The organism is Microbispora sp. H10836 (genome assembly GCF_012999525.1).
In the GTDB taxonomy this organism is placed as follows: Bacteria; Actinomycetota; Actinomycetes; order Streptosporangiales; family Streptosporangiaceae; genus Microbispora.
In genome coordinates this window covers 1-17,041 of the sequence record NZ_JABBWU010000027.1, presented here as the reverse complement: position 1 = coordinate 17,041, position 17,041 = coordinate 1, and the positions used below count along the sequence as shown (strand labels likewise).

Genomic DNA, 17,041 nt, shown 5'->3' with positions numbered 1-17,041 from the left:
CGGCGACTCTAGATGCTCATCGCCCGGCTCAGCTTCTCCCATCGGTCCAGGTCCGCGCGGAGCATCTCGTGGTGGGCGCGGAGGGCGTCCACCGCGTCGTCGCCCAGGGCGAGCCGCAGCGGCGGCTCGGCCTCGTCCAGCACCCCGAGGATCGCCCGCGCGGCCTTGGCCGGGTCGCCCGGCTGGGTGCCGTCCATGCCGTCCACGAAGGCCCTGGTCACGCCCGCGGACGCCCGGTATGCGTCGATGGGCTTCGAACGGTGCATGCGGTGGCCGCCGAACTCGGTGCGGAACGCGCCCGGCTCGACGATCAGCACCCGTACGCCGAAGGGCGCGACCTCGGCGGCGAGCGCCTCCGACAGCCCCTCCAGGGCGAACTTGGCGGCGCAGTAGGCGCCGAATCCCGGCATGCTGAGCTGCCCGCCCATCGAGCTCATCTGCACGACGGTTCCGCTCCCCTGACAGCGCAGATGCGGCAGGACGGCCTTGGTCACGGTCACCGCCCCGAAGAACATGACCTCCATCAGCGCGCGCAGGTCGCTCATCGACAGCTCTTCGACGGCTCCCACCGACCCGTGGCCGGCGTTGTTCACCACCACGTCGATGCGGCCGAAGGCGGACAGCGTCCCGGCCACCGCCGCGTCGACGGAGGCGACGTCGGTGACGTCCAGCCGCGAGGCGCGCACCCGGTCGCCGCCGGGCTCCGCCAGGGCGGCGAGCGTCTCAGGACGTCGCGCCGTCGCCATCACGCGGTCGCCCGCGGCCAGAGCGGCCTCGGCCAGCTCCCGGCCGAAGCCCGCCGAGCATCCGGTGATCAGCCAAACCCGTCCGGTCATGGTCCCGCTCCTCGTTTTCCGTGATCAGTGGGACCACTGTCCGCCGTACGAGAACCGCCGCGCCAACACATGTTCCCTGCGGCGGTTACAGTCAGAGCCTGTGACCCCCGAGTTGCGTCATCTGCGGTACTTCGTCGCCGTGGCCGAACATCTGAGCTTCACCGTGGCCGCGCGGGAGCTGCGCATCGCCCAGCAGTCGCTCTCCCAGCAGATCGTCGCGCTCGAGCGCGCCCTCGGCACACGGCTGTTCGACCGGGACACCCGGGGCACCCGCCTCACCGAGGTCGGGCGGGTGTTCCTGCCCGAGGCGCGCGCGGTGCTGGCCCGGGCGGACGCAGCCGTGGAGACCGCCCGACGTGCCGAGCGCGGCGAGGTCGGCAGGCTGCGCCTGGCCTTCCTCGTTTCCACCGCCAACTACATGATGCCGCCGGTCGTCCGCGCGTTCCGGGAACGCTACCCGGACGTCGATCTCGTCACCGAGGCGGTCGGCATCGCCGATCTCGTCGGCGGTCTGCGGGACGGACGGTACGACGCGGCCTTCACCCGGCCGCCGCTCGTGGACGACCTGAAGACGGTCACGCTGGTCGGCGAGCGCGTCTGCGCGGTCCTGCCGACCGGCCACCCGCTCGCCGGGCGGGCCGAGCTGCGGCTGGCCGACCTGGCCGGCGAGCCCTGGGTGCTCACGCCGCGCGGCTCGTGGGAGCCGTGGCACCGCAAGTACGACGAGGACTTCCGCGCGGCGGGCTTCGCGCCGCGGGTGGTGCAGCGAGCCGACGGCGTGCCGAGCCTGCTCGGCCTGGTCGCCGCGGGAGTCGGGGTCACCCGGCTCGCCCGGTCGGCGCACAGCCTGCGGCGCACCGGGGTCGTGTTCGTGCCGCTCGCCGGTGAACGGGCCGAGACCGTCATGGCCTGGCACCCCGGCCGCGACCGGCGGGCCGTACGGAACCTGCTCGACGTGGCGGTGGAACTGGCCGCCGCGATCGACCTCACGGAGGCCGGTTGAGCCGTCAGTCGCCGTTGTGCTTGCGGACGAGCGCGGGAAGCTCGGCCAGCGAGTCGACGTGGAACAGGCACGCCCGCGCCGCCGTCTCGTCGTGGAGGATGTGGCCCCACGGGCCCCGCCGTACGAGGGCGGTGCGCAGCCCGGACTTCTGGGCCGGCCGGATGTCGTTGTCGAGGCGGTCGCCCACGTAGAGGACGGACTCCGCCGGGCAGCCGGCCTCCGCCACCAGCCGGTCGAAGAAGGACGCGTCGGGCTTCTCCACACCCCAGCCGTCGGAGGTGCCGATCACGTCGACGGGCAGGTCGAGGGCGCGCAGGATGGTCTCGGCGCGGGCGGTCTGGTTGCCGGCGAGGCCGACGCGCAGCCCCATCTCCCGCAGCTCGGCCAGGCAGGGCCGGGCGTCGGGGTAGAGGTTCTCCTCGCCGAACGTCTCGGCCTGGCCTTCCCGGGCCCGGCGTTCCCGCTCGGCGTGGAGGTCGAAACCGGGCCGGAAGTGCTGGAAGGTGTCCCGGTAGTCGCCGCCGCGCGCGATCACGGCGCCGAACACGGCGGAGAAGGTGTGCCGCGGGACGCCCAGCCAGTCGGCCCAGGTGCCGTACTCGCGGGTCTCGTCCACCAGGGTCTCCCCGACGTCGAAGAAGACGGCCTCCAGCCGCATCGGTACCTCCCGTCTCTCCCGCTGCATGCACCTTACGCGGATTCGGTCGGCCTCCACTGCCCTGTCGGACAGGACCGAAGCCGCCTGGGGCACAGAAGAAGATTCGGCTCCGGCATGGACAGGGGACGGCGGCGGAGGACAGGCTGGACGGGTACGCCTCACGAGCCTTGGGAGCCGCGATGAGCCTGTCCGACCTGCAGCCCGTGCCCGCCGACCAGCTCGCTTTCCGGCTGCCGCCGACCTTCGCCAACGCGGAGGACGAGCGGCGCCACCGCAAGGAGCGGCTCGCGGCGGCGCTGCGGCTGTTCGGGAGGTTCGGCTTCGAGGAGGGCGTGGCCGGCCACATCACGGCCCGGGACCCGGAGCACACCGACCACTTCTGGGTGAACCCGTTCGGCATGTCGTTCAAGCAGATCAAGGTCAACGACCTGATCCTGGTCAACCACGAGGGCCAGGTGGTGGAGGGCCGCCACCACGTCAACCAGGCGGCGTTCGCCATCCACTCGATGGTCCACCGGGCCAGGCCCGACGTGGTCGCCGCCGCCCACTCCCACTCGGTGTACGGCAAGGCCCTGTCGGCGCTCGGCACGCTGCTCGAGCCGCTGACGCAGGACGCGTGCGCGTTCTACGAGGACCACGCCCTGTTCGACGACTACACGGGGGTGGTCGTGGAGACCGAGGAGGGCCGCCGCATCGCGCAGGCGCTGGGCTCGCACAAGGCGGTCATCCTGCGCAACCACGGGCTGCTGACCGTGGGCGACAGCGTGGAGGCTGCGGCCTGGTGGTTCATCACGATGGAACGAAGCTGCCAGGCGCAGCTCGCGGCCAAGGCCGCCGGGCCGACGGTGCCGATCTCGCACGAGAACGCCAAGCTCACGCACGGCCAGATCGGCAACGACGTCGTCGGCTGGATCAACTTCCAGCCCCTGCTGGACCAGATCCTCGCCTCCGACCCCGACCTGCTCGACTGACGCTTTTCGCACCGAGCACGGGCCCGGGCCCCGGATGCCGCCGGGGCCCGGGCGACACCGGCTACGGCATGGGCACGGTGTCCTTCCACGTGGTGCCGGCGCCCCGGTAGGCGTTCACCCTGGAGGTGATCTCGGCCGGGGCCACGACCTCGTTCTTGCTGAAGTAGAACCAGTCGACCTGCTGCGTGTAGACGCGCGGGGTGGCGCTGCCCAGCAGCCCGCCGGAGATGAACCAGAGGTTGAAGTTCACCGACTGCGGCGTCTCGGGGTAGTAGTCGCCGCCGTGCTCGGCGAACAGCGTGCCGTCGATGTAGTAGCGGACCGTGCCCCCGGAGACCTGCAGCACGAGGTCGTGCCAGCCGACGTAGCTCGCCGTCCGCTCGGTGTGCGTGTTGACCGCGAGCCAGGGCTCGTTGCGGTAGGTCTCCCAGGTCGTGGTGTACATGATCGGGCCCTGCGCGCCCCAGCCGCCGTTCGGCAGGTACTCGAAGTCCTGCTCGCTGTAGTCCGGGTCGAGGTCGTACGCGAGGGGCGTGATGGTGAAGAACGTCTCCACGATGTTGTCCCCGTCCGGTCCGCTGTCGGGGGCGTCGGCGAACTTCACCCGCGCGGCGTACGTGCCCTCGAAGAACTTTCGCTGGTGCAGGAACTCGGCCTGCGAGGTGCCCCCGGCGGTGCCGTCGGTGGCCGCCCGCAGTTGCAGCGCCTTGTTGCTCCCGCTCACGACGGGGAAACTCACGTTGGACGCGGGCCAGCTCGCGCCGGGGACGCCGGGGCCGCCGCTGTTGGTCCGTACGGTCCAGTTGTGCGCCGCGATCTGCGGGTCCGACGAGGATGCGTACGCGAAGTCGTCGAAGACGACCCCGCTGCCACCGCCGGGGCCGCCCGGCGATGGCGAGGTGGAGGGCGACGGGGACGGCGAGGGGTCGGTCGCACCCGCGGGCGGGGTGCCCCACACCAGCGTGCCGCCCTGGTGGACCGTGACCTTGTCCCAGTCGCCGTACGTCGTCCGCGCGGGGCCGAAGGAGTAGTCGTCGCTCTGCCGGATCGTCTGCCAGTCGGCCCGGTAGAAGCGCAGCTGCAGGTCGCCGGTCGACGCGCCGGGGGCCAGGGTGCCGGAGGTGAAGCCGACCTCCAGGTAGCGGTCGGCCGTGGCCGTACCCGGCGAGATCGTCTGGAAGGCCCCGGTGACGGTGGAGCAGGAGACCACCGCCCACGAGCAGGCGAAGCGGTACTGCTGCGCCGGTGAGTCGGCCCTGAAGTAGTAGCGGATCTTCACGGTGTTCAGCGGCACCGCCGTGGTCCCGCTGTTGACCAGGTCGAACCAGGGCTCCACCTGGTCGGCGGTGGCGCCGGTGGCGCTCGTCTTGTAGCGCAGGCGCAGCGACTGGGCCGCCTGTGCGGGCAGGGCCACGACCAGCGCGGCCAGCAGCACGGCCGCGAGGCCGCCCCATAAGAGCTTTCGTGACACCGCAGTCTTCCTTTCGTGGGGGGTGGGTTGCGGAGTTCAGGGGATGACCGGCCCCGGCCGGACGCCCAGGGACTCCAGATGAGGGGTGAGTCTGCGCAGGAAGTCGCGGTAGTCCCCGGCCGTGCCCCAGGCCACCTCGGCGAAGGCGCACAGCCGGGGGAAGGCCATCGCCTCGACGTGCTCGGGCGTGGGCATGTACTCGGTCCAGAGCTGGCACTGCACCCCGAGGATCCGGCCGGTCGCGCCCTCGGGGGCCGGGGGCGGCGTGAACCCGTAGACGTCGGCGAGGGAGAGCATCCGGCCGTGCGGGCCGGGGGCGTCGGCCGGATAGTCGAGGTAGGTGCTGGTGTGCGGGGCCAGCACGACGTCGAGCCCTTCCAGGGCCGCCCGCGGTCCGCTCTCGTGGTCGAGCCACGTCATCGCCGTGACGCCGGGGGGCCCACCGGGTGTGTCGTACCAGTGGATCGGGCGCCGGCCCCGGGAGGTCACGTACGCGCCGACGGTGGAGGTGAACCACGCCCGCGCGGCGTCCGGGCCCGGCAGCCCGAGCTCGGCGATCCGCCGCAGCGCCGCCTCGCTGTGCTCCCACTCGTCCGGCGGGCACTCGTCGCCGCCGAGGTGGACGTACTCCCCGGGGAACAGGTCCATGACCTCGTCGAGCACGTCCCGGCAGAAGCCGATGGCCGCCTCCTCCAGGTTGAACACGTGCGGGCTGATCCCCCACGAGTCCCGTACGGGCAGGCGGCGTGACGGGTGGTTGCCGAGCCAGGGATAGGCGGCGATCGCCGCCTGGGCGTGCCCCGGCATCTCGATTTCTGGCACGATCGTGACGAACCGGTCGGCGGCGTACGACACGATCTCCCGGATGTCCTCCTGCGTGTAGTGCTCTCCGCTGACCTCGGTGAGCCGGGGATAACGCTTGATCTGCAGCCGCCAGCCCTGGTCGTCGGTCAGGTGCAGGTGCAGCCGGTTGAGCCGGTGGACCGCCAGCAGGTCGATCAGCCGCAGCACGAAGTCCTTGGGCATGAAGTGCCGGGCGACGTCGAGCATGACCCCGCGCCAGGTGTGCGCGGGCCGGTCGGTGATCCGGCACAGCGGCGCCTCGGGGCCGAGCGCCGCCAGGGTCCGCATGCCGTAGAAGCGCCCTGCGGGTCCTCCCGCCGTCAGCTCCGCGCCGTCCGGCGTGACGTCGATCCGGTAGCCCTCCTCTCCCAGCCGGGGATCGCCGGGCGCGTGCCGTACGAGGCCGTCGTGGAGCGTGACGGTTCCCCCGAGCACGGCCGCCTCGCGGGGCCGCGGAATCATCATCTGGGTCATCCCTTCACCGCGCCCGCGATCATCCCGGAGGACACGCGGCGCTGGAGCACGAGGAAGACGAGCAGGACGGGGAGCATGAACAGCGTGGCGGCGGCCATGGTGGCGCCCCAGTCGGTGCCGAAGACGTTGGCGAACCCGGACAGCCAGATCGGCAGCGTACGGTCGCCCTGGTCCTTGATCATGAGCGCGTTGGCGAAGGCGAACTCGTTCCACGCGGTGATGAAGCCGAACAGCGATGTGGACATCAGGCCCGGCGCGAGCAGCGGCAGCACCACCCGGCGGAACGCCTCGGCCCGGCCGCAGCCGTCCATCAGCGCGGCCTCCTCCAACTCGGGCGGGACCGCCGCGATGAACCCGCGCAGCGTCACGATCGTGAACGGCAGCGTCGTGACGAAGTACACCAGCGTCAGCGTCGGCAGCCGGTCGAGCATGTCCGCGTCGCGGGCGATGATGTAGACCGGCACGAGCAGCGCCGACCAGGGAGCGGTCTGGGCGACGAAGACCATCAGGATGAACCCGCGCCGCGCCGGCCAGCGCAGCCGGGCCACGGCGAAGGCGGCCGGCAGCGCCACGACCAGCGCGAGCAGCACCGCGCCGAGCGTGACCGCCAGGCTGTTGCGCCAGAACGTCCAGAACCCGGCGGCCCGTACGGCCGTCGCGAAGTGGCCGAGGGTCGGCCGGGCGGGCCAGAACGCCGGGGTCTCGGTGAGGATGTCCACCGTCGGCTTGAACGCGGTGATCACCATCCAGTAGACGGGGAACACCGACACCGCCAGCACACCCACGGCTGCCAGGTTGAGTGCGGCCCTCCTCACGCTCCCTCCTCCCGGAACATGCGGCGCAGGTGGACGACCAGCACCGCGAGCAGCATCAGCACGGTCAGCGTGGAGACGGCCGATCCCAGGTCGTACCGGTGCAGCGACTGCGCGATCTGGAACGCGTAGACCGGCAGCGTGGCGGTGGCGCCACCGGGGCCGCCCTTGCTGATCGCCCAGATCTGCGCGAAGCAGGTGAGGACCCAGATGACCTCGAGCGACGTGATCAGGCCGAACAGCGGGCGCAGGATGGGGAACGTGACCCGGCCGAAGACCTGCCACGGCCCGGCCCCGTCGATCCGGGCCGCCTCGTACAGCTCTCCGGGAATGGTGGTGAGTCCCGCGTAGAGGGTGAGCGCGGCGAACGGCACCGACTGCCAGACCACCAGCGCGACCAGGATCGCGAAGGTCGCCCGTCCGTCGGCGAACCACGTGTAGTCGCGGAAGGAGTCGAAGCCGAGCCGCACCAGCACCCAGTTGACGACGCCCAGGCGCGACTGGAAGAGCCACTGGAAGATCGTCGTCGCGGCCAGCACCGGCGTGGCCCAGGTGAGCACCATCCCGCTCATGACGGCCAGCCGCATCCGGCGCCCCAGATGCGGCAGCATCAGCGCCACCGCGGTGGCGATCACCATGATCAGCACGACGTTGGCGGCCGTCCACAGGAAGGTCCGCCGTACGACCGCCCAGAACTCCGGCCCGCCGAGGGCCTCGGCGTAGTTGGCGAGGCCCGCGAAGGCCGCCCCGCCCCTGATCAGCTCGCCCAGCCGGAAGTGCTGGAAGGAGATCACGACGCTGCGGGCCAGCGGGTAGACGAGCAGGCACGCGAAGGCGGCCAGGGCCGGGGCCACCAGCAGGTAGGGCCAGAACGCGCCTTTTCTGCGGGTTCTCGCCTCGACGACGAGGGCGGGACGGGCCGTGCGGGCGAGGGCGCGCGCCATGTCAGGACCTGGTGTTGAGGATCGTGGTGATCACGCCGGAGGCCTCCTTCGCCGCGGTGGCCGCGTCGCCTCCGGTGAGCACCTTGGTCATGTACTCCTTGATGACGTTCCTGGCCTCCACGGCCGCCCAGTTGGGCGAGTTGGGCGTGGCGTGCCCGACCGCGGCCCCCGCCGCCATCGCCGCGGTGGCCTCGTCGCCGCTCAGGACTCCGGCGTACGAGGTGCGGTTGGGCACGTAGCTCATCTCCTTGGCCATGTCGAGCTGGAACTTCTCCCCCGAGAGGGCCTTGACCACCTCGTACGCCTCGTCCGGGTGCGCGGACGCCTCGGGGATGATCAGATCGGACCCTCCGGTGAAGACGGCGCCCGGCCTGTCCGCGGTTCTGCCGGGGATCGGGAAGAAGCCCAGCTTGCCCTTGAGGTCCGGGTTGGCCTTCTCGATCGCGACCGCGCCGCCGGGCGCGGAGATGATCTGCGCGACGTCGCCCTTGCCGAACACGTCGGCCTGCGGCGGCCTGGCCTCGTCGGAGTCCCTGGGCCCCTTGCCGAGCGCCTGGAGCCGTTCGTAGAACGCCATCCCGGCGAGCGCCTGCGGCGTGTCGAGCGCGCCCTTCCACTGGCCGCCCTCTTCCACGGCGAGGTCGCCGCCCTCGTCCCAGACGAACCCCGCGAGGGTGTATCAGTTCTGGCCCGGCAGGTAGATGCCCTGTACGCCGCCCTTGTTCAGCCTGGTGGTGACGTCGATCCACTCGTCACGCGTCTTCGGCGGGGAGGTGACGCCGGCCTTGGCGAACAGGTCCTTGTTGTAGACGACCACTCGGTTGGCGGCGTACCAGGGGATGCCGTACTGCCTGCCGTCGATCTTCCCCGGCTCGGCCAGGCCGGGCAGCCAGTCGGCGCCGCCCAGGTCGGCGACCTTGCCGGTGAGGTCCCTGACCCCGCCGCTGGCGGCGTACTCGGCGACCTGGGTGTTGCCGACCTCGATGACGTCGGGGGCGTCCTTGCTGGCCAGCGCGCTGATGACCTTCTGCCCGATGCCGTCCCACTCCTGGATCTGGACGTTCAGGGTGATTCCGGGATGCGACCGCTGGAAGTCGTCCGTGAACCGCTTCACGATCGCGTCCGACAGGCTGTCGCGCATGAACCACACGGTCAGCGTGGTCGTACCGGTCTGTCCGGATGTCCCGGGCTCGGACGCCGAGCCGCAACCGGCGAGCGCGAGGCTGAACGCGGCCGCCGCGGCGAGGAGGCGTAACCTCATCGGTCCTCCCAGTGGTCAGTTATTGGTAAACCGTTGAGAGGAGAGTGGTCTTAACCAGTCAGGCTGTCAAGAGGCGATATTTCGGGTTATCGCCAGGCCGAGATGGGGAGGATTGGTCAACTACTGGTAAGGTCTGGGGGGTGCAGAGACTCCCAGCGGGCCTCAAGCGCGACCGGGTCAGAGACGTCCTGCTCGACCTGATCGCCGACAAGGAGCCCGGCACCGCCATCCCCTCGGAACGCGACCTGTCCCGGGAGCTCGGCGTCTCCCGCCCGACTCTCCGCGCGGCGATCGACGGGCTCGTACGGCAGGGCATGCTCGTGCGGGAGCACGGGCGGGGGACGTTCACCGGGCGCCGGAAGGTCACCCAGCCCCTCGCGGCCGGCGACGACTCCTTCCACGCCCCCGCCGCCGAGGGGAACTGGCTCAGTCGCATCCTCGAGTTCGACTCCGCCCCGGCCACCGCCCGACTGGCGCACCGCCTGCAGGTCTCGCCCGCCGACCCGGTCCTGCGCGTCGTACGGCTACGCCTGGTGGACGACGAGCCGATCGCGATCGAGCGCATCCACCTGCCGCACCGCCTGGTCGAGTCCCTGCGGCCCGAGGACATGGTGTCCGGGTCGTTCTACCGGTTCCTGCGTACGAGGTTCGGCATCGACGTCCGCCGCGCCACCCAGAGCATCGAGCCGACCGTCACCGACGAGACCGAGGCCGAACTGCTCGGCGTCCCCCAGCACGCTCCCGCTCTGCTCATCGAGCGCACGGCCCGCGAGGCCGGCGGCCGGGTCGTGGAGTTCACGAGGTCCATCTACCGCGGCGACCGCTACCGGATCACCTCGGAACTCCACTTCGACGACTCCTCCGGCTGACACGGGAGGCGGTCACGCAGAGTGCCGGAGATATGCGAAAACGGTGATCGGGAGGTCTCTGATCAGCCACACTGGGTGCCGCACAACCCCCCAGAAAAGGCGATGGGGAGCGGCCCTTCCGGGCGACTCCCCTGCCTAAGTCCTCTTGAGAGTACTTTCCCCGGCGGGCTGTGCGCAAGCAGTAACGCCACAGTCACTCAGCCGAAGGGGTACCTCGCCGATGGGAGCCGTCAGCAGCATGCCTGAAACCGGTGCCCTGGTCACCGCCAGGGTGCAGGAGTTGCTGGAGTCGTGGCGTCCCTGGCAGCGCCGCCTGTGGGACGTGGGCACGGTCCTCGCCCTGCGCGAGGCGGTGGAGGCGGCCGACTGGGTGGGACGCCACGTCCTCTCGCAGGTCTCACTCGCCTGGTACGCCCGGGAGTCGCTGCTCCCCAGGCTCAAGACCGACAGCGCATTGGGGGACGGGCTGATCCGCCGGCACCTGCACCAGATCTGTGTCAGGCCGATCAAGCCGGGCGCCCGCAGCCAGCGCGCGCTGGCGCTCCTGTTGGACCTCGTGGCCGACGGCTATCTTCGTCGTTGGCGCGATCTCCTTACTTCTGACCGCGTTCATGTGGAACGTTCCGCCCGGTGCGTCGCCGCTCACCTACTGGACGAGGGCTTTCATCAGGATTTCCTCCGGCGCGAGATCAAGACACGGCTCGCCGGATCGACCGACCCGGTCGACCTGATCGATCTCCTCATCGAACTCGAATCCCGCGGCGAGCTCGACTACGAGGGGGTGATCGTCCTCCAGGACAGGGTGCCCGCGCCGCAAGTGGCACTGAAGTCCTCGCACTGGCTGTCGCAGGAGGAGGTACGCCGGCGGCTGCTGACGGAGTTTCCACAGGTCACGGGTGTCCGCGCAAGCGGAGGCCTGCTGTTCCGCGTACGGGCTCGCGACCACGTCTCGGCGGTTCAGCAGGTGACCGAGTTGTTCGACCGGGTCCGCAACAGGGTGCGTTACCGGCGGGGGCAGACGGCGCTGGACGTCTACCCCAAGGTGTTCATCTCGGGGCTGGCCGAACCACAGGACTTCCGGCGGGGCGACCCGGCGGTGACCGTGCTGTCGCTGGAACGCGTCGGCGTGCTCTACGACCTGCCCGACGCCGGTGCGCACGGGCTGCGCATCGACGACGCGCTCGAACTCGCCGCGCCGCTCACGGAGAGCTCGCCGAGCACGGCCGTGGCAGGGGCCTGGGCCGCCATCGAATCGCTGCTCTTCTGCGACACCGACGAAGCGGACCGCGAGGAGGGGCGGGCGGTGGCCGCGGACCGGGCCGCCGCGCTGGTGGCGGCGGGCTGGCCACGCGCCGAACTGACCGCCCTGAGCTACGACGCCCGGATCCGCGAGGAAGATCCTCGCCTGTGCCGTGACCTCGACGTGATCGGCGGCAACAACCGCGAGCGCGCCCGGCGGATGGTCCGGTGGCTGACCGCGGAGCCGGTCGTGCGCGTGGACGACCCCGTGACCACGGCCGCGCTCGGACGGATGCGCGAGCTGGTCGCCGCACCGTCCGTGACCCTCGGGCGCGTGGAGCGCTATCTCCGCGGTTGCTTCCGGCGCCTCTACCGCCAGCGCAACATCGTGCTGCACGGCGGTTCGACGCGATCGATCGCGCTGCCCTCGACCGTGCGGACGGCCGGGCCGCTCGTGGGCGCCGCACTGGATCGGCTCGCGCACGGTCACGCGGTCTCGGGCGTCGCTCCGCTCGACATGGCCGGCCGCGCGGAGCTGGCCCTGCGGGTGGTGGAGGACGCCGACGGCTGGGGGCCGCACGAGTTGCTCGATGCCTGAAACCCGACGTACTGCGGCGTCCTGTGCCGTCGACGTCGGCCGGGCCGGTCGGGCACCTGCCGCGGCCGTGTCGTCGCGAGGGCGGATCAACCGCCTCCCCGGGTGACCTTGGCGCGTAGGTCGAGAACGGCACGGTCGGCGGCGGCCCGGCCGGAGATCCAGCCCTCCCGGTTGCTGATCGCGCCCGCGCCGACCATCGTCAGTGTCGGGAAGAGCTCCTCGACCCTCGCCTCGACCTCGGCCTCCCGGGCCGCCAGCACCGGCAGCAGGTCGCGCCCGGTGTCGGCGGCGGCCTCCCGCATCGCCTGTCCCGTCGCCTCCCGCAGCCGCTCGCCGATGCGCTGGGCGTACGCCGCGAGGAACGACTGCCGGAACGACCGCGTGCGGGAACGGCCGAGGCCGTCACGGCGGGATCCCGCGAGCCTCATCGCCGTCGTGGCCTGTACCAGCAGAGAGGTGAACAGCACCTCCACCGCGGCCAGGTCCGCGGGGAACCCGAGCACGGTGGCGAACCCGAAATGCCGGCTCCATACCGAGCGGCAGCGGTTGGCCGAGGCGATGACGTCCAGCAGCATCGCCTTCGGGCCCTCGTAGGGCGACTCGACGCCCAGCCGGCGTCCCTCCGGCCGCCCGGCTCCTGCCTGGCCGTCCGTCCGGGCGGCCAGCAGCGCGGCGTCGATGCTGTGCCGGGCCATCAGCGACTGGGCCGCTGCGGTGAACGTCTCGGCCTCCGCCTCGAACTCGGTCGACTCGGCTTTGGCCAGCAGCGCCCGCACCCGGGCGAGCATCCGTTCGTCCACGGCGCCGCCGCGGGAGCCGGGCGTACGCCGGGCCGTTCCCGGCACCGGGCACAGCCGTTCCAGCGGCGGCAGCGTGGCCAGAAGGCGGACCACCCGCAGCGCGCAGGCGACCATCGCGATCCGGTCGCCGTCCTCGTGCAGGTACTCCTCGTCGCGGCTCCACCACACGGTCGCGCCCATGGCCGCGAGCTGGTCCAGCCAGCGCTCGTCCACCGTCGCCGCGGCGTAGGCCCGCATCTCGGCCGCGACGGCGTCGGTCACGAGGCGGACGTGCCGGGCCTCAAGCCGCCGCCCCGCCAGCCGGACGACGTCGGCGGGCTGCCAGCCGCGCTCCCAGGTGAGTGTCACGTGCCGGTTCAGCGCGTCCAGCAGAGCGCGGTCCACGACTTCGCGCAGCCCCTGGCCCTGTGCGAGGACCTTCACGCATCGCCGGAACTCGGTCTCGTCGTGGCGGCGCGTCGCCTCCAGCGCTGCCGACAGCAGCTCGGCCACCAGTTCCTCCGCCGCCCGCCCGGGGGACTGCGACGACCAGGGGAAGCTCCAGGCGGTCTCCCCCGGCGGCCCGAGGCTCCGCCGCCGCGTGTCTTCCCGCTCTCCGGCTCCACGCCGCCGGTTCGCCCCGATCATCCGCTCGCCCTCCCCCGATCGGCGCCCCTCCGGGGGGCCCTCGACGGCCGCCCGGTCGGGTCGTGCGAGCGATTCTGTCAGGCCCGGCCACCGGCTCCGTGACGTTATCCACAGGCGGTCACAGGGATCCGAGCAGACGGAAGCGTTCGGCCACGATCAGCGTGTCGTCGTCGATCACCGGTGGTCCGCCGAGGACGGCGGACATCTCCGGGCCGGTCCAGAAGCGCTCGTGGGCGGCCCTCCACTGGGCGACGGTGTCGTACCCCTCGCCCTCGTCGCGGGCGAACGCCTCGTCGACCTCGCGGATCGGCACCACCCGCACCTGGGTCGTCTCCAGGAGCGCCACGCGCCGCCCGGCGGAGTCGATCAGCGCGGTCCACCGGCCGGCCGCCGGGAGGGGGTCGCCGCAGTGCTCGTAATCCGCCAGCAGGCCCGCGGTGGCCGTCTTGTCCCCGCTCAGGATCGCCGCGACCAGACGCTCGCGCAGCGGCCCCGGGAACGCGAACTCGGCCACCGGCGGCTCGCCCAGCGGGAAGAACGCCTCCGCATGCCAGCTCTCGCCGTCGAAGACCCGCAGCGTCACGCCGCCGACGAGCGTCGTCACGGGCAGTCCGGCCGCCAGGTCCGCCGCGACCCCGGCGTCGGTCTGGCCGCCGAGGCGCTCCGCGACCGTGAGGTGCGGCACGATGTCGCCGAACCGGCCTCCGTAGGGCGGCGCCTCCGGCCAACGGCCTGCCACCGCCTCGGTGAGCTCCCGCAGCGGCCCGTCCGGTTCCGGTGCGAGGTAGAGCACGTCCGGGAAGCGGCCGACGTCCCCGAACGCGACCTCGAACGGCCGCCGCGCCGCGAACAGGTCGCGCAGCGCGGCGAGCACGCCGTCGTCGAGGCGTTGTTTCGGGAGGAACGGATACAGGACGGTGATGTGCGCGGGCATGCCGTACGCCGCGGAGGAGTCGTAGCGTTCCCGCAGGTCCCGGACCAGGGGCTCGGCCGAGGGGACCTCCACCACCAGGGCGGTCTCCCCGATCTCGAAGGGTGCCATGCCCGCCATCCTCCCGCCGGGAGGTCACGCGTACGACCGGATGCCGCTGCGGCGCATCACGTACCCCTCTGGGCATTTACATGGAGGATTCAGCCAGATTAAATCTTTATTTCCAGATACATAGTGATCTTGGCCACATTGGTGCCGAGCCTGATCGTGCGAGGAGTGGTGCCCGATGGTGTTGTCGCTGGTGAAGCGGATGGTCTTCGCTCTCGGCCAGGGATTCGTACGGCTCGGGCGGTACTGGGCCGCCCAGTTCGGCGTCGCCTGCACGCTGACCTGGACCCCCGACGCGGCCCACCTCGCGCGCGAGCAGGAGGAGACCGAGCACTGGGACTGGTCGATCCCCTACCACTGGTACGAGACCTCCCGCTGACGCCGCGCCGCCGCGTACCGGCCGAGCCGATGCCCCGGCGGATCGCCGATTCCCCGGCACGGGGTGACGGGCGGCCGCGCGGTCAGGAAGCTCCGGCGACGAGCCGACGTCACGAGACGAAGTCCGGGCACCGGAACGCGAAAAGCCCAGGCCGAACGGCCTGGGCTTTCGATGTGGTGCGCCGCCAGGGACTCGAACCCCGGACCCGCTGATTAAGAGTCAGCTGCTCTAACCAACTGAGCTAGCGGCGCCCGCCCCACAAGAGTAGCGGCATCCGGAGGTGTTCCGCGCCAGGGCGCGACCGATCGCACCGGATGGCAGGCGACCAGATGATGTCCTGCCCTTACGTGTCCGGGATGTTCTCCTTCTCCCCATCGGGTACGGAGAGTGACGACGAAGGGAGTGAGCACCATGACACCGGATCTCTGGTCGTATTCCGACACCGTGAGCGGCACGGGTCAGCAGATGGACATCGCCGGATACGACGTGCAGGCCGTGGACGGGAAGATCGGCTCCGTGGACGAGGCCACCTATGAGGCGGGCCAGAGCTACATCGTCGTGGACACGGGCCCGTGGATCTTCGGCAAGAAGGTCATGCTGCCCGCGAGTGTGGTGACGAGGATCGACTTCCAGGATCGCAAGGTCTTCGTCAGCCGCACCAAACAGGAGATCAAGAACGCGCCGGAGTTCAACGAGACGGCGATGAGCGAGCCGGGCTACCGGGACCGCGTCGGGGAGTACTACGGGCGTTTCCCCCGCACTTCGTCCATGTGATGGCGGAAAGGGGCCGCGCCGCCGTGGCGGCGCGGCCCCTTTCTTCTTCCCACCGGAGGCCCCTCCCGGCCCCTCCTCCGCATGGACCGGGCGGCGGCCGGAGCGGGCCTTTCAGGGCCAGGCGCTGTCGGGCCGAGGTGTCGTAGGGGCGATGATGCGCAGCCGCTCCAGGAGCGTGACGAACGTCGAGGCGTACGGCGACGGCGCGGCGACCGAGGCGACCCGGTCCCAGTCGACCTGCTCCCGCATGGCGCGGACCATCGGCAGCAGCGAGCCGTAGTCGCAGGCGTGTTCGGACAGCGGCAGTATCCAGGAGATCACAAGATCGGTGGCTTCGAGGACGGGCAGGCTCAGCGCGGCGGTGTTGATCGGCTCGGATCGAGCGATCATCGCCTCGGTCACCGGCCTGTCGGCGAGTGAGAAGATCAGGTCGACGAGCACACCTTCCTCGTCGAACGCCTTGACCAGCCAGTCCTCCGGTGGTTTCGCGGTCCGGAAACCCAGGCTGTCCAGGGTTTTCAGCGCGAGCGGGACGTCTTCCTCGACCAGGGCGAAGTCGACGTCGTGCAGTGATGGCGCGGCGCCCCTCGCGTAGCCGGCGCAGCCTCCGGCCAGGGCGAAGCGCACCCCGGCCTCCTTGAGACCGGCCCCGGCGCGCTTGAGCGTTTCAAGAATCGCGTCGGTGACTTCGTGACTGTGACTACCCACTCACGTCGCTTGCCCAGCAATGTTCGCCGCAAACAATCCCGGGTAGGGCGCGCTCATGACCGAGACCCTCCAGGAGATCAAGCGCGAGTACGAGGGCGAGGAGAGCCGTCCACTCGCCTCGTACACACGGGTTCTCGCGGTGTACGGCGGAGCCGTAGGGGCGCTGCTGGCCGCGGCGAAACTGACGGGCCGCACCGGCCCCGAGAAGATCAAGGTGATGGACCTCATGCTCATGGGGCTGTTCACGCACCGGCTCTCGCGGACGCTCGCGAAGGACCCGGTCACCAGCCCCATTCGCGCCCCCTTCACCCGGTACGAGGGGGTCTCCGGCCCGGCGGAGCTCAAGGAAGAGGTCCGCGGCCATGGGCTGCAGCACGCCGTGGGCGAGCTGCTGACCTGCCCGTTCTGCCTGTCCCAGTGGATCGCCACGGGATACGCGGCGGGCACTGTGTTCTTCCCCAGGGTGACCCGGCTGGCCGGGGCCACGATGACGGCCGTGGCGATCTCCGACTGGCTTCAGCTCGCCTACGCGCGCCTGATGAAGGCCGCGGAATGAGCGAGCGAATCGACACGACACGACTCGACTCCGAGCCGCCAGGCGAGGAGGCGGCATGAGTAGCCCTGTGTCAAGCCGCCGCCTGTTGATCTTGTCTGAGCAGGGCCTGGAGGGCTCCGTGCTTGGCGGGGTCGTAGGCGACGCCGTCCTGCCAGCAGTGCCAGATCACATACAGCCAG

Annotated in this window: 16 protein-coding genes, 1 tRNA gene and 1 pseudogene; 7 read left to right on the top strand and 11 right to left on the bottom strand. The window is 71.1% G+C overall.

From position 1 onward, the window contains the following. Nucleotides 1-8: 8 nt before the first annotated feature. Nucleotides 9-836 carry an oxidoreductase gene (locus HHX30_RS35015; RefSeq protein WP_169987746.1) on the bottom strand — a complete coding sequence of 276 codons (828 nt, stop codon included), beginning with the start codon at nt 834-836 and terminating at the stop codon, nt 9-11. Between the two features lie 100 nt (nt 837-936). Between HHX30_RS35015 and HHX30_RS35010 the strand changes: the two genes are divergently transcribed. After that, the gene (locus HHX30_RS35010; RefSeq protein ID WP_169987744.1) at nt 937-1,839 is read left to right on the top strand and encodes a LysR family transcriptional regulator; all 903 of its coding nucleotides are present in this window, start codon (nt 937-939) and stop codon (nt 1,837-1,839) included. A gap of 4 nt (nt 1,840-1,843) precedes the next feature. On the opposite strand, the gene HHX30_RS35005 is transcribed toward HHX30_RS35010, so the two are convergent. Further along, nucleotides 1,844-2,497, bottom strand: coding sequence for an HAD family hydrolase (locus HHX30_RS35005; RefSeq protein WP_169987742.1), 654 nt, complete (start codon nt 2,495-2,497; stop codon nt 1,844-1,846). A gap of 179 nt (nt 2,498-2,676) precedes the next feature. Here HHX30_RS35005 and HHX30_RS35000 point away from each other — a divergent pair, with 179 nt between their 5' ends. Continuing rightward, a complete protein-coding gene (locus HHX30_RS35000) occupies nt 2,677-3,468 on the top strand; it encodes a class II aldolase/adducin family protein (RefSeq protein ID WP_169987740.1) in 792 nt (263 codons plus the stop codon). 61 nt (nt 3,469-3,529) lie between these two features. Here HHX30_RS35000 and HHX30_RS34995 read toward each other — a convergent pair whose 3' ends face one another. The 5 genes and pseudogenes from HHX30_RS34995 to HHX30_RS34975 form a co-directional block, all read right to left on the bottom strand. Then, nucleotides 3,530-4,939 carry a cellulose binding domain-containing protein gene (locus HHX30_RS34995; RefSeq protein ID WP_169987738.1) on the bottom strand — a complete coding sequence of 470 codons (1,410 nt, stop codon included), beginning with the start codon at nt 4,937-4,939 and terminating at the stop codon, nt 3,530-3,532. 36 nt (nt 4,940-4,975) lie between these two features. Next, nucleotides 4,976-6,247 (bottom strand): beta-N-acetylhexosaminidase, encoded by a 1,272-nt coding sequence (locus HHX30_RS34990; protein WP_169987736.1) that lies wholly within the window; start codon nt 6,245-6,247, stop codon nt 4,976-4,978. A gap of 5 nt (nt 6,248-6,252) precedes the next feature. Beyond that, complete coding sequence (locus HHX30_RS34985) at nt 6,253-7,071, bottom strand: carbohydrate ABC transporter permease (RefSeq protein WP_169987734.1); 819 nt, start codon at nt 7,069-7,071, stop codon at nt 6,253-6,255. Continuing rightward, a complete protein-coding gene (locus HHX30_RS34980; protein WP_169987732.1) occupies nt 7,068-8,012 on the bottom strand; it encodes a carbohydrate ABC transporter permease in 945 nt (314 codons plus the stop codon). Before HHX30_RS34980 ends, HHX30_RS34985 begins: the two co-directional genes overlap by 4 nt. 1 nt (nt 8,013) lies before the next feature. After that, a pseudogene (locus tag HHX30_RS34975) lies at nt 8,014-9,153 on the bottom strand (extracellular solute-binding protein). Nucleotides 9,154-9,413: 260 nt separating this feature from the next. On the opposite strand from HHX30_RS34975, the gene HHX30_RS34970 reads away from it, so the two are divergent. Continuing rightward, the gene (locus HHX30_RS34970) at nt 9,414-10,142 is read left to right on the top strand and encodes a GntR family transcriptional regulator (protein WP_169987730.1); all 729 of its coding nucleotides are present in this window, start codon (nt 9,414-9,416) and stop codon (nt 10,140-10,142) included. A gap of 238 nt (nt 10,143-10,380) precedes the next feature. After that, nucleotides 10,381-11,979, top strand: a complete 1,599-nt coding sequence (locus HHX30_RS34965; protein WP_169987728.1) for a hypothetical protein — start codon at nt 10,381-10,383, stop codon at nt 11,977-11,979. 86 nt (nt 11,980-12,065) lie between these two features. Here the strand turns inward: HHX30_RS34965 and HHX30_RS34960 are convergent, their stop codons facing one another. Then, nucleotides 12,066-13,406, bottom strand: coding sequence for a DUF2786 domain-containing protein (locus HHX30_RS34960; protein WP_169987726.1), 1,341 nt, complete (start codon nt 13,404-13,406; stop codon nt 12,066-12,068). Between the two features lie 118 nt (nt 13,407-13,524). Further along, the gene (locus tag HHX30_RS40960) at nt 13,525-14,448 is read right to left on the bottom strand and encodes a 2'-5' RNA ligase family protein (RefSeq protein ID WP_211593124.1); all 924 of its coding nucleotides are present in this window, start codon (nt 14,446-14,448) and stop codon (nt 13,525-13,527) included. Nucleotides 14,449-14,623: 175 nt separating this feature from the next. Between HHX30_RS40960 and HHX30_RS34945 the strand changes: the two genes are divergently transcribed. Beyond that, a complete protein-coding gene (locus tag HHX30_RS34945; protein WP_169987724.1) occupies nt 14,624-14,824 on the top strand; it encodes a hypothetical protein in 201 nt (66 codons plus the stop codon). 174 nt (nt 14,825-14,998) lie between these two features. Here the strand turns inward: HHX30_RS34945 and HHX30_RS34940 are convergent. Beyond that, a tRNA-Lys gene (locus HHX30_RS34940) sits at nt 14,999-15,075 on the bottom strand. A 160-nt stretch (nt 15,076-15,235) separates the two neighbouring features. Here HHX30_RS34940 and HHX30_RS34935 point away from each other — a divergent pair. Continuing rightward, the gene (locus HHX30_RS34935) at nt 15,236-15,598 is read left to right on the top strand and encodes a PRC-barrel domain containing protein (RefSeq protein WP_169987722.1); all 363 of its coding nucleotides are present in this window, start codon (nt 15,236-15,238) and stop codon (nt 15,596-15,598) included. Nucleotides 15,599-15,709: 111 nt separating this feature from the next. On the opposite strand, the gene HHX30_RS34930 is transcribed toward HHX30_RS34935, so the two are convergent. After that, complete coding sequence (locus HHX30_RS34930; protein WP_169987720.1) at nt 15,710-16,306, bottom strand: nucleotidyltransferase family protein; 597 nt, start codon at nt 16,304-16,306, stop codon at nt 15,710-15,712. Nucleotides 16,307-16,361: 55 nt separating this feature from the next. On the opposite strand from HHX30_RS34930, the gene HHX30_RS34925 reads away from it, so the two are divergent. Further along, nucleotides 16,362-16,862 carry a DUF1360 domain-containing protein gene (locus HHX30_RS34925; protein ID WP_169987718.1) on the top strand — a complete coding sequence of 167 codons (501 nt, stop codon included), beginning with the start codon at nt 16,362-16,364 and terminating at the stop codon, nt 16,860-16,862. The last annotated feature ends 179 nt before the right edge of the window (nt 16,863-17,041 follow it).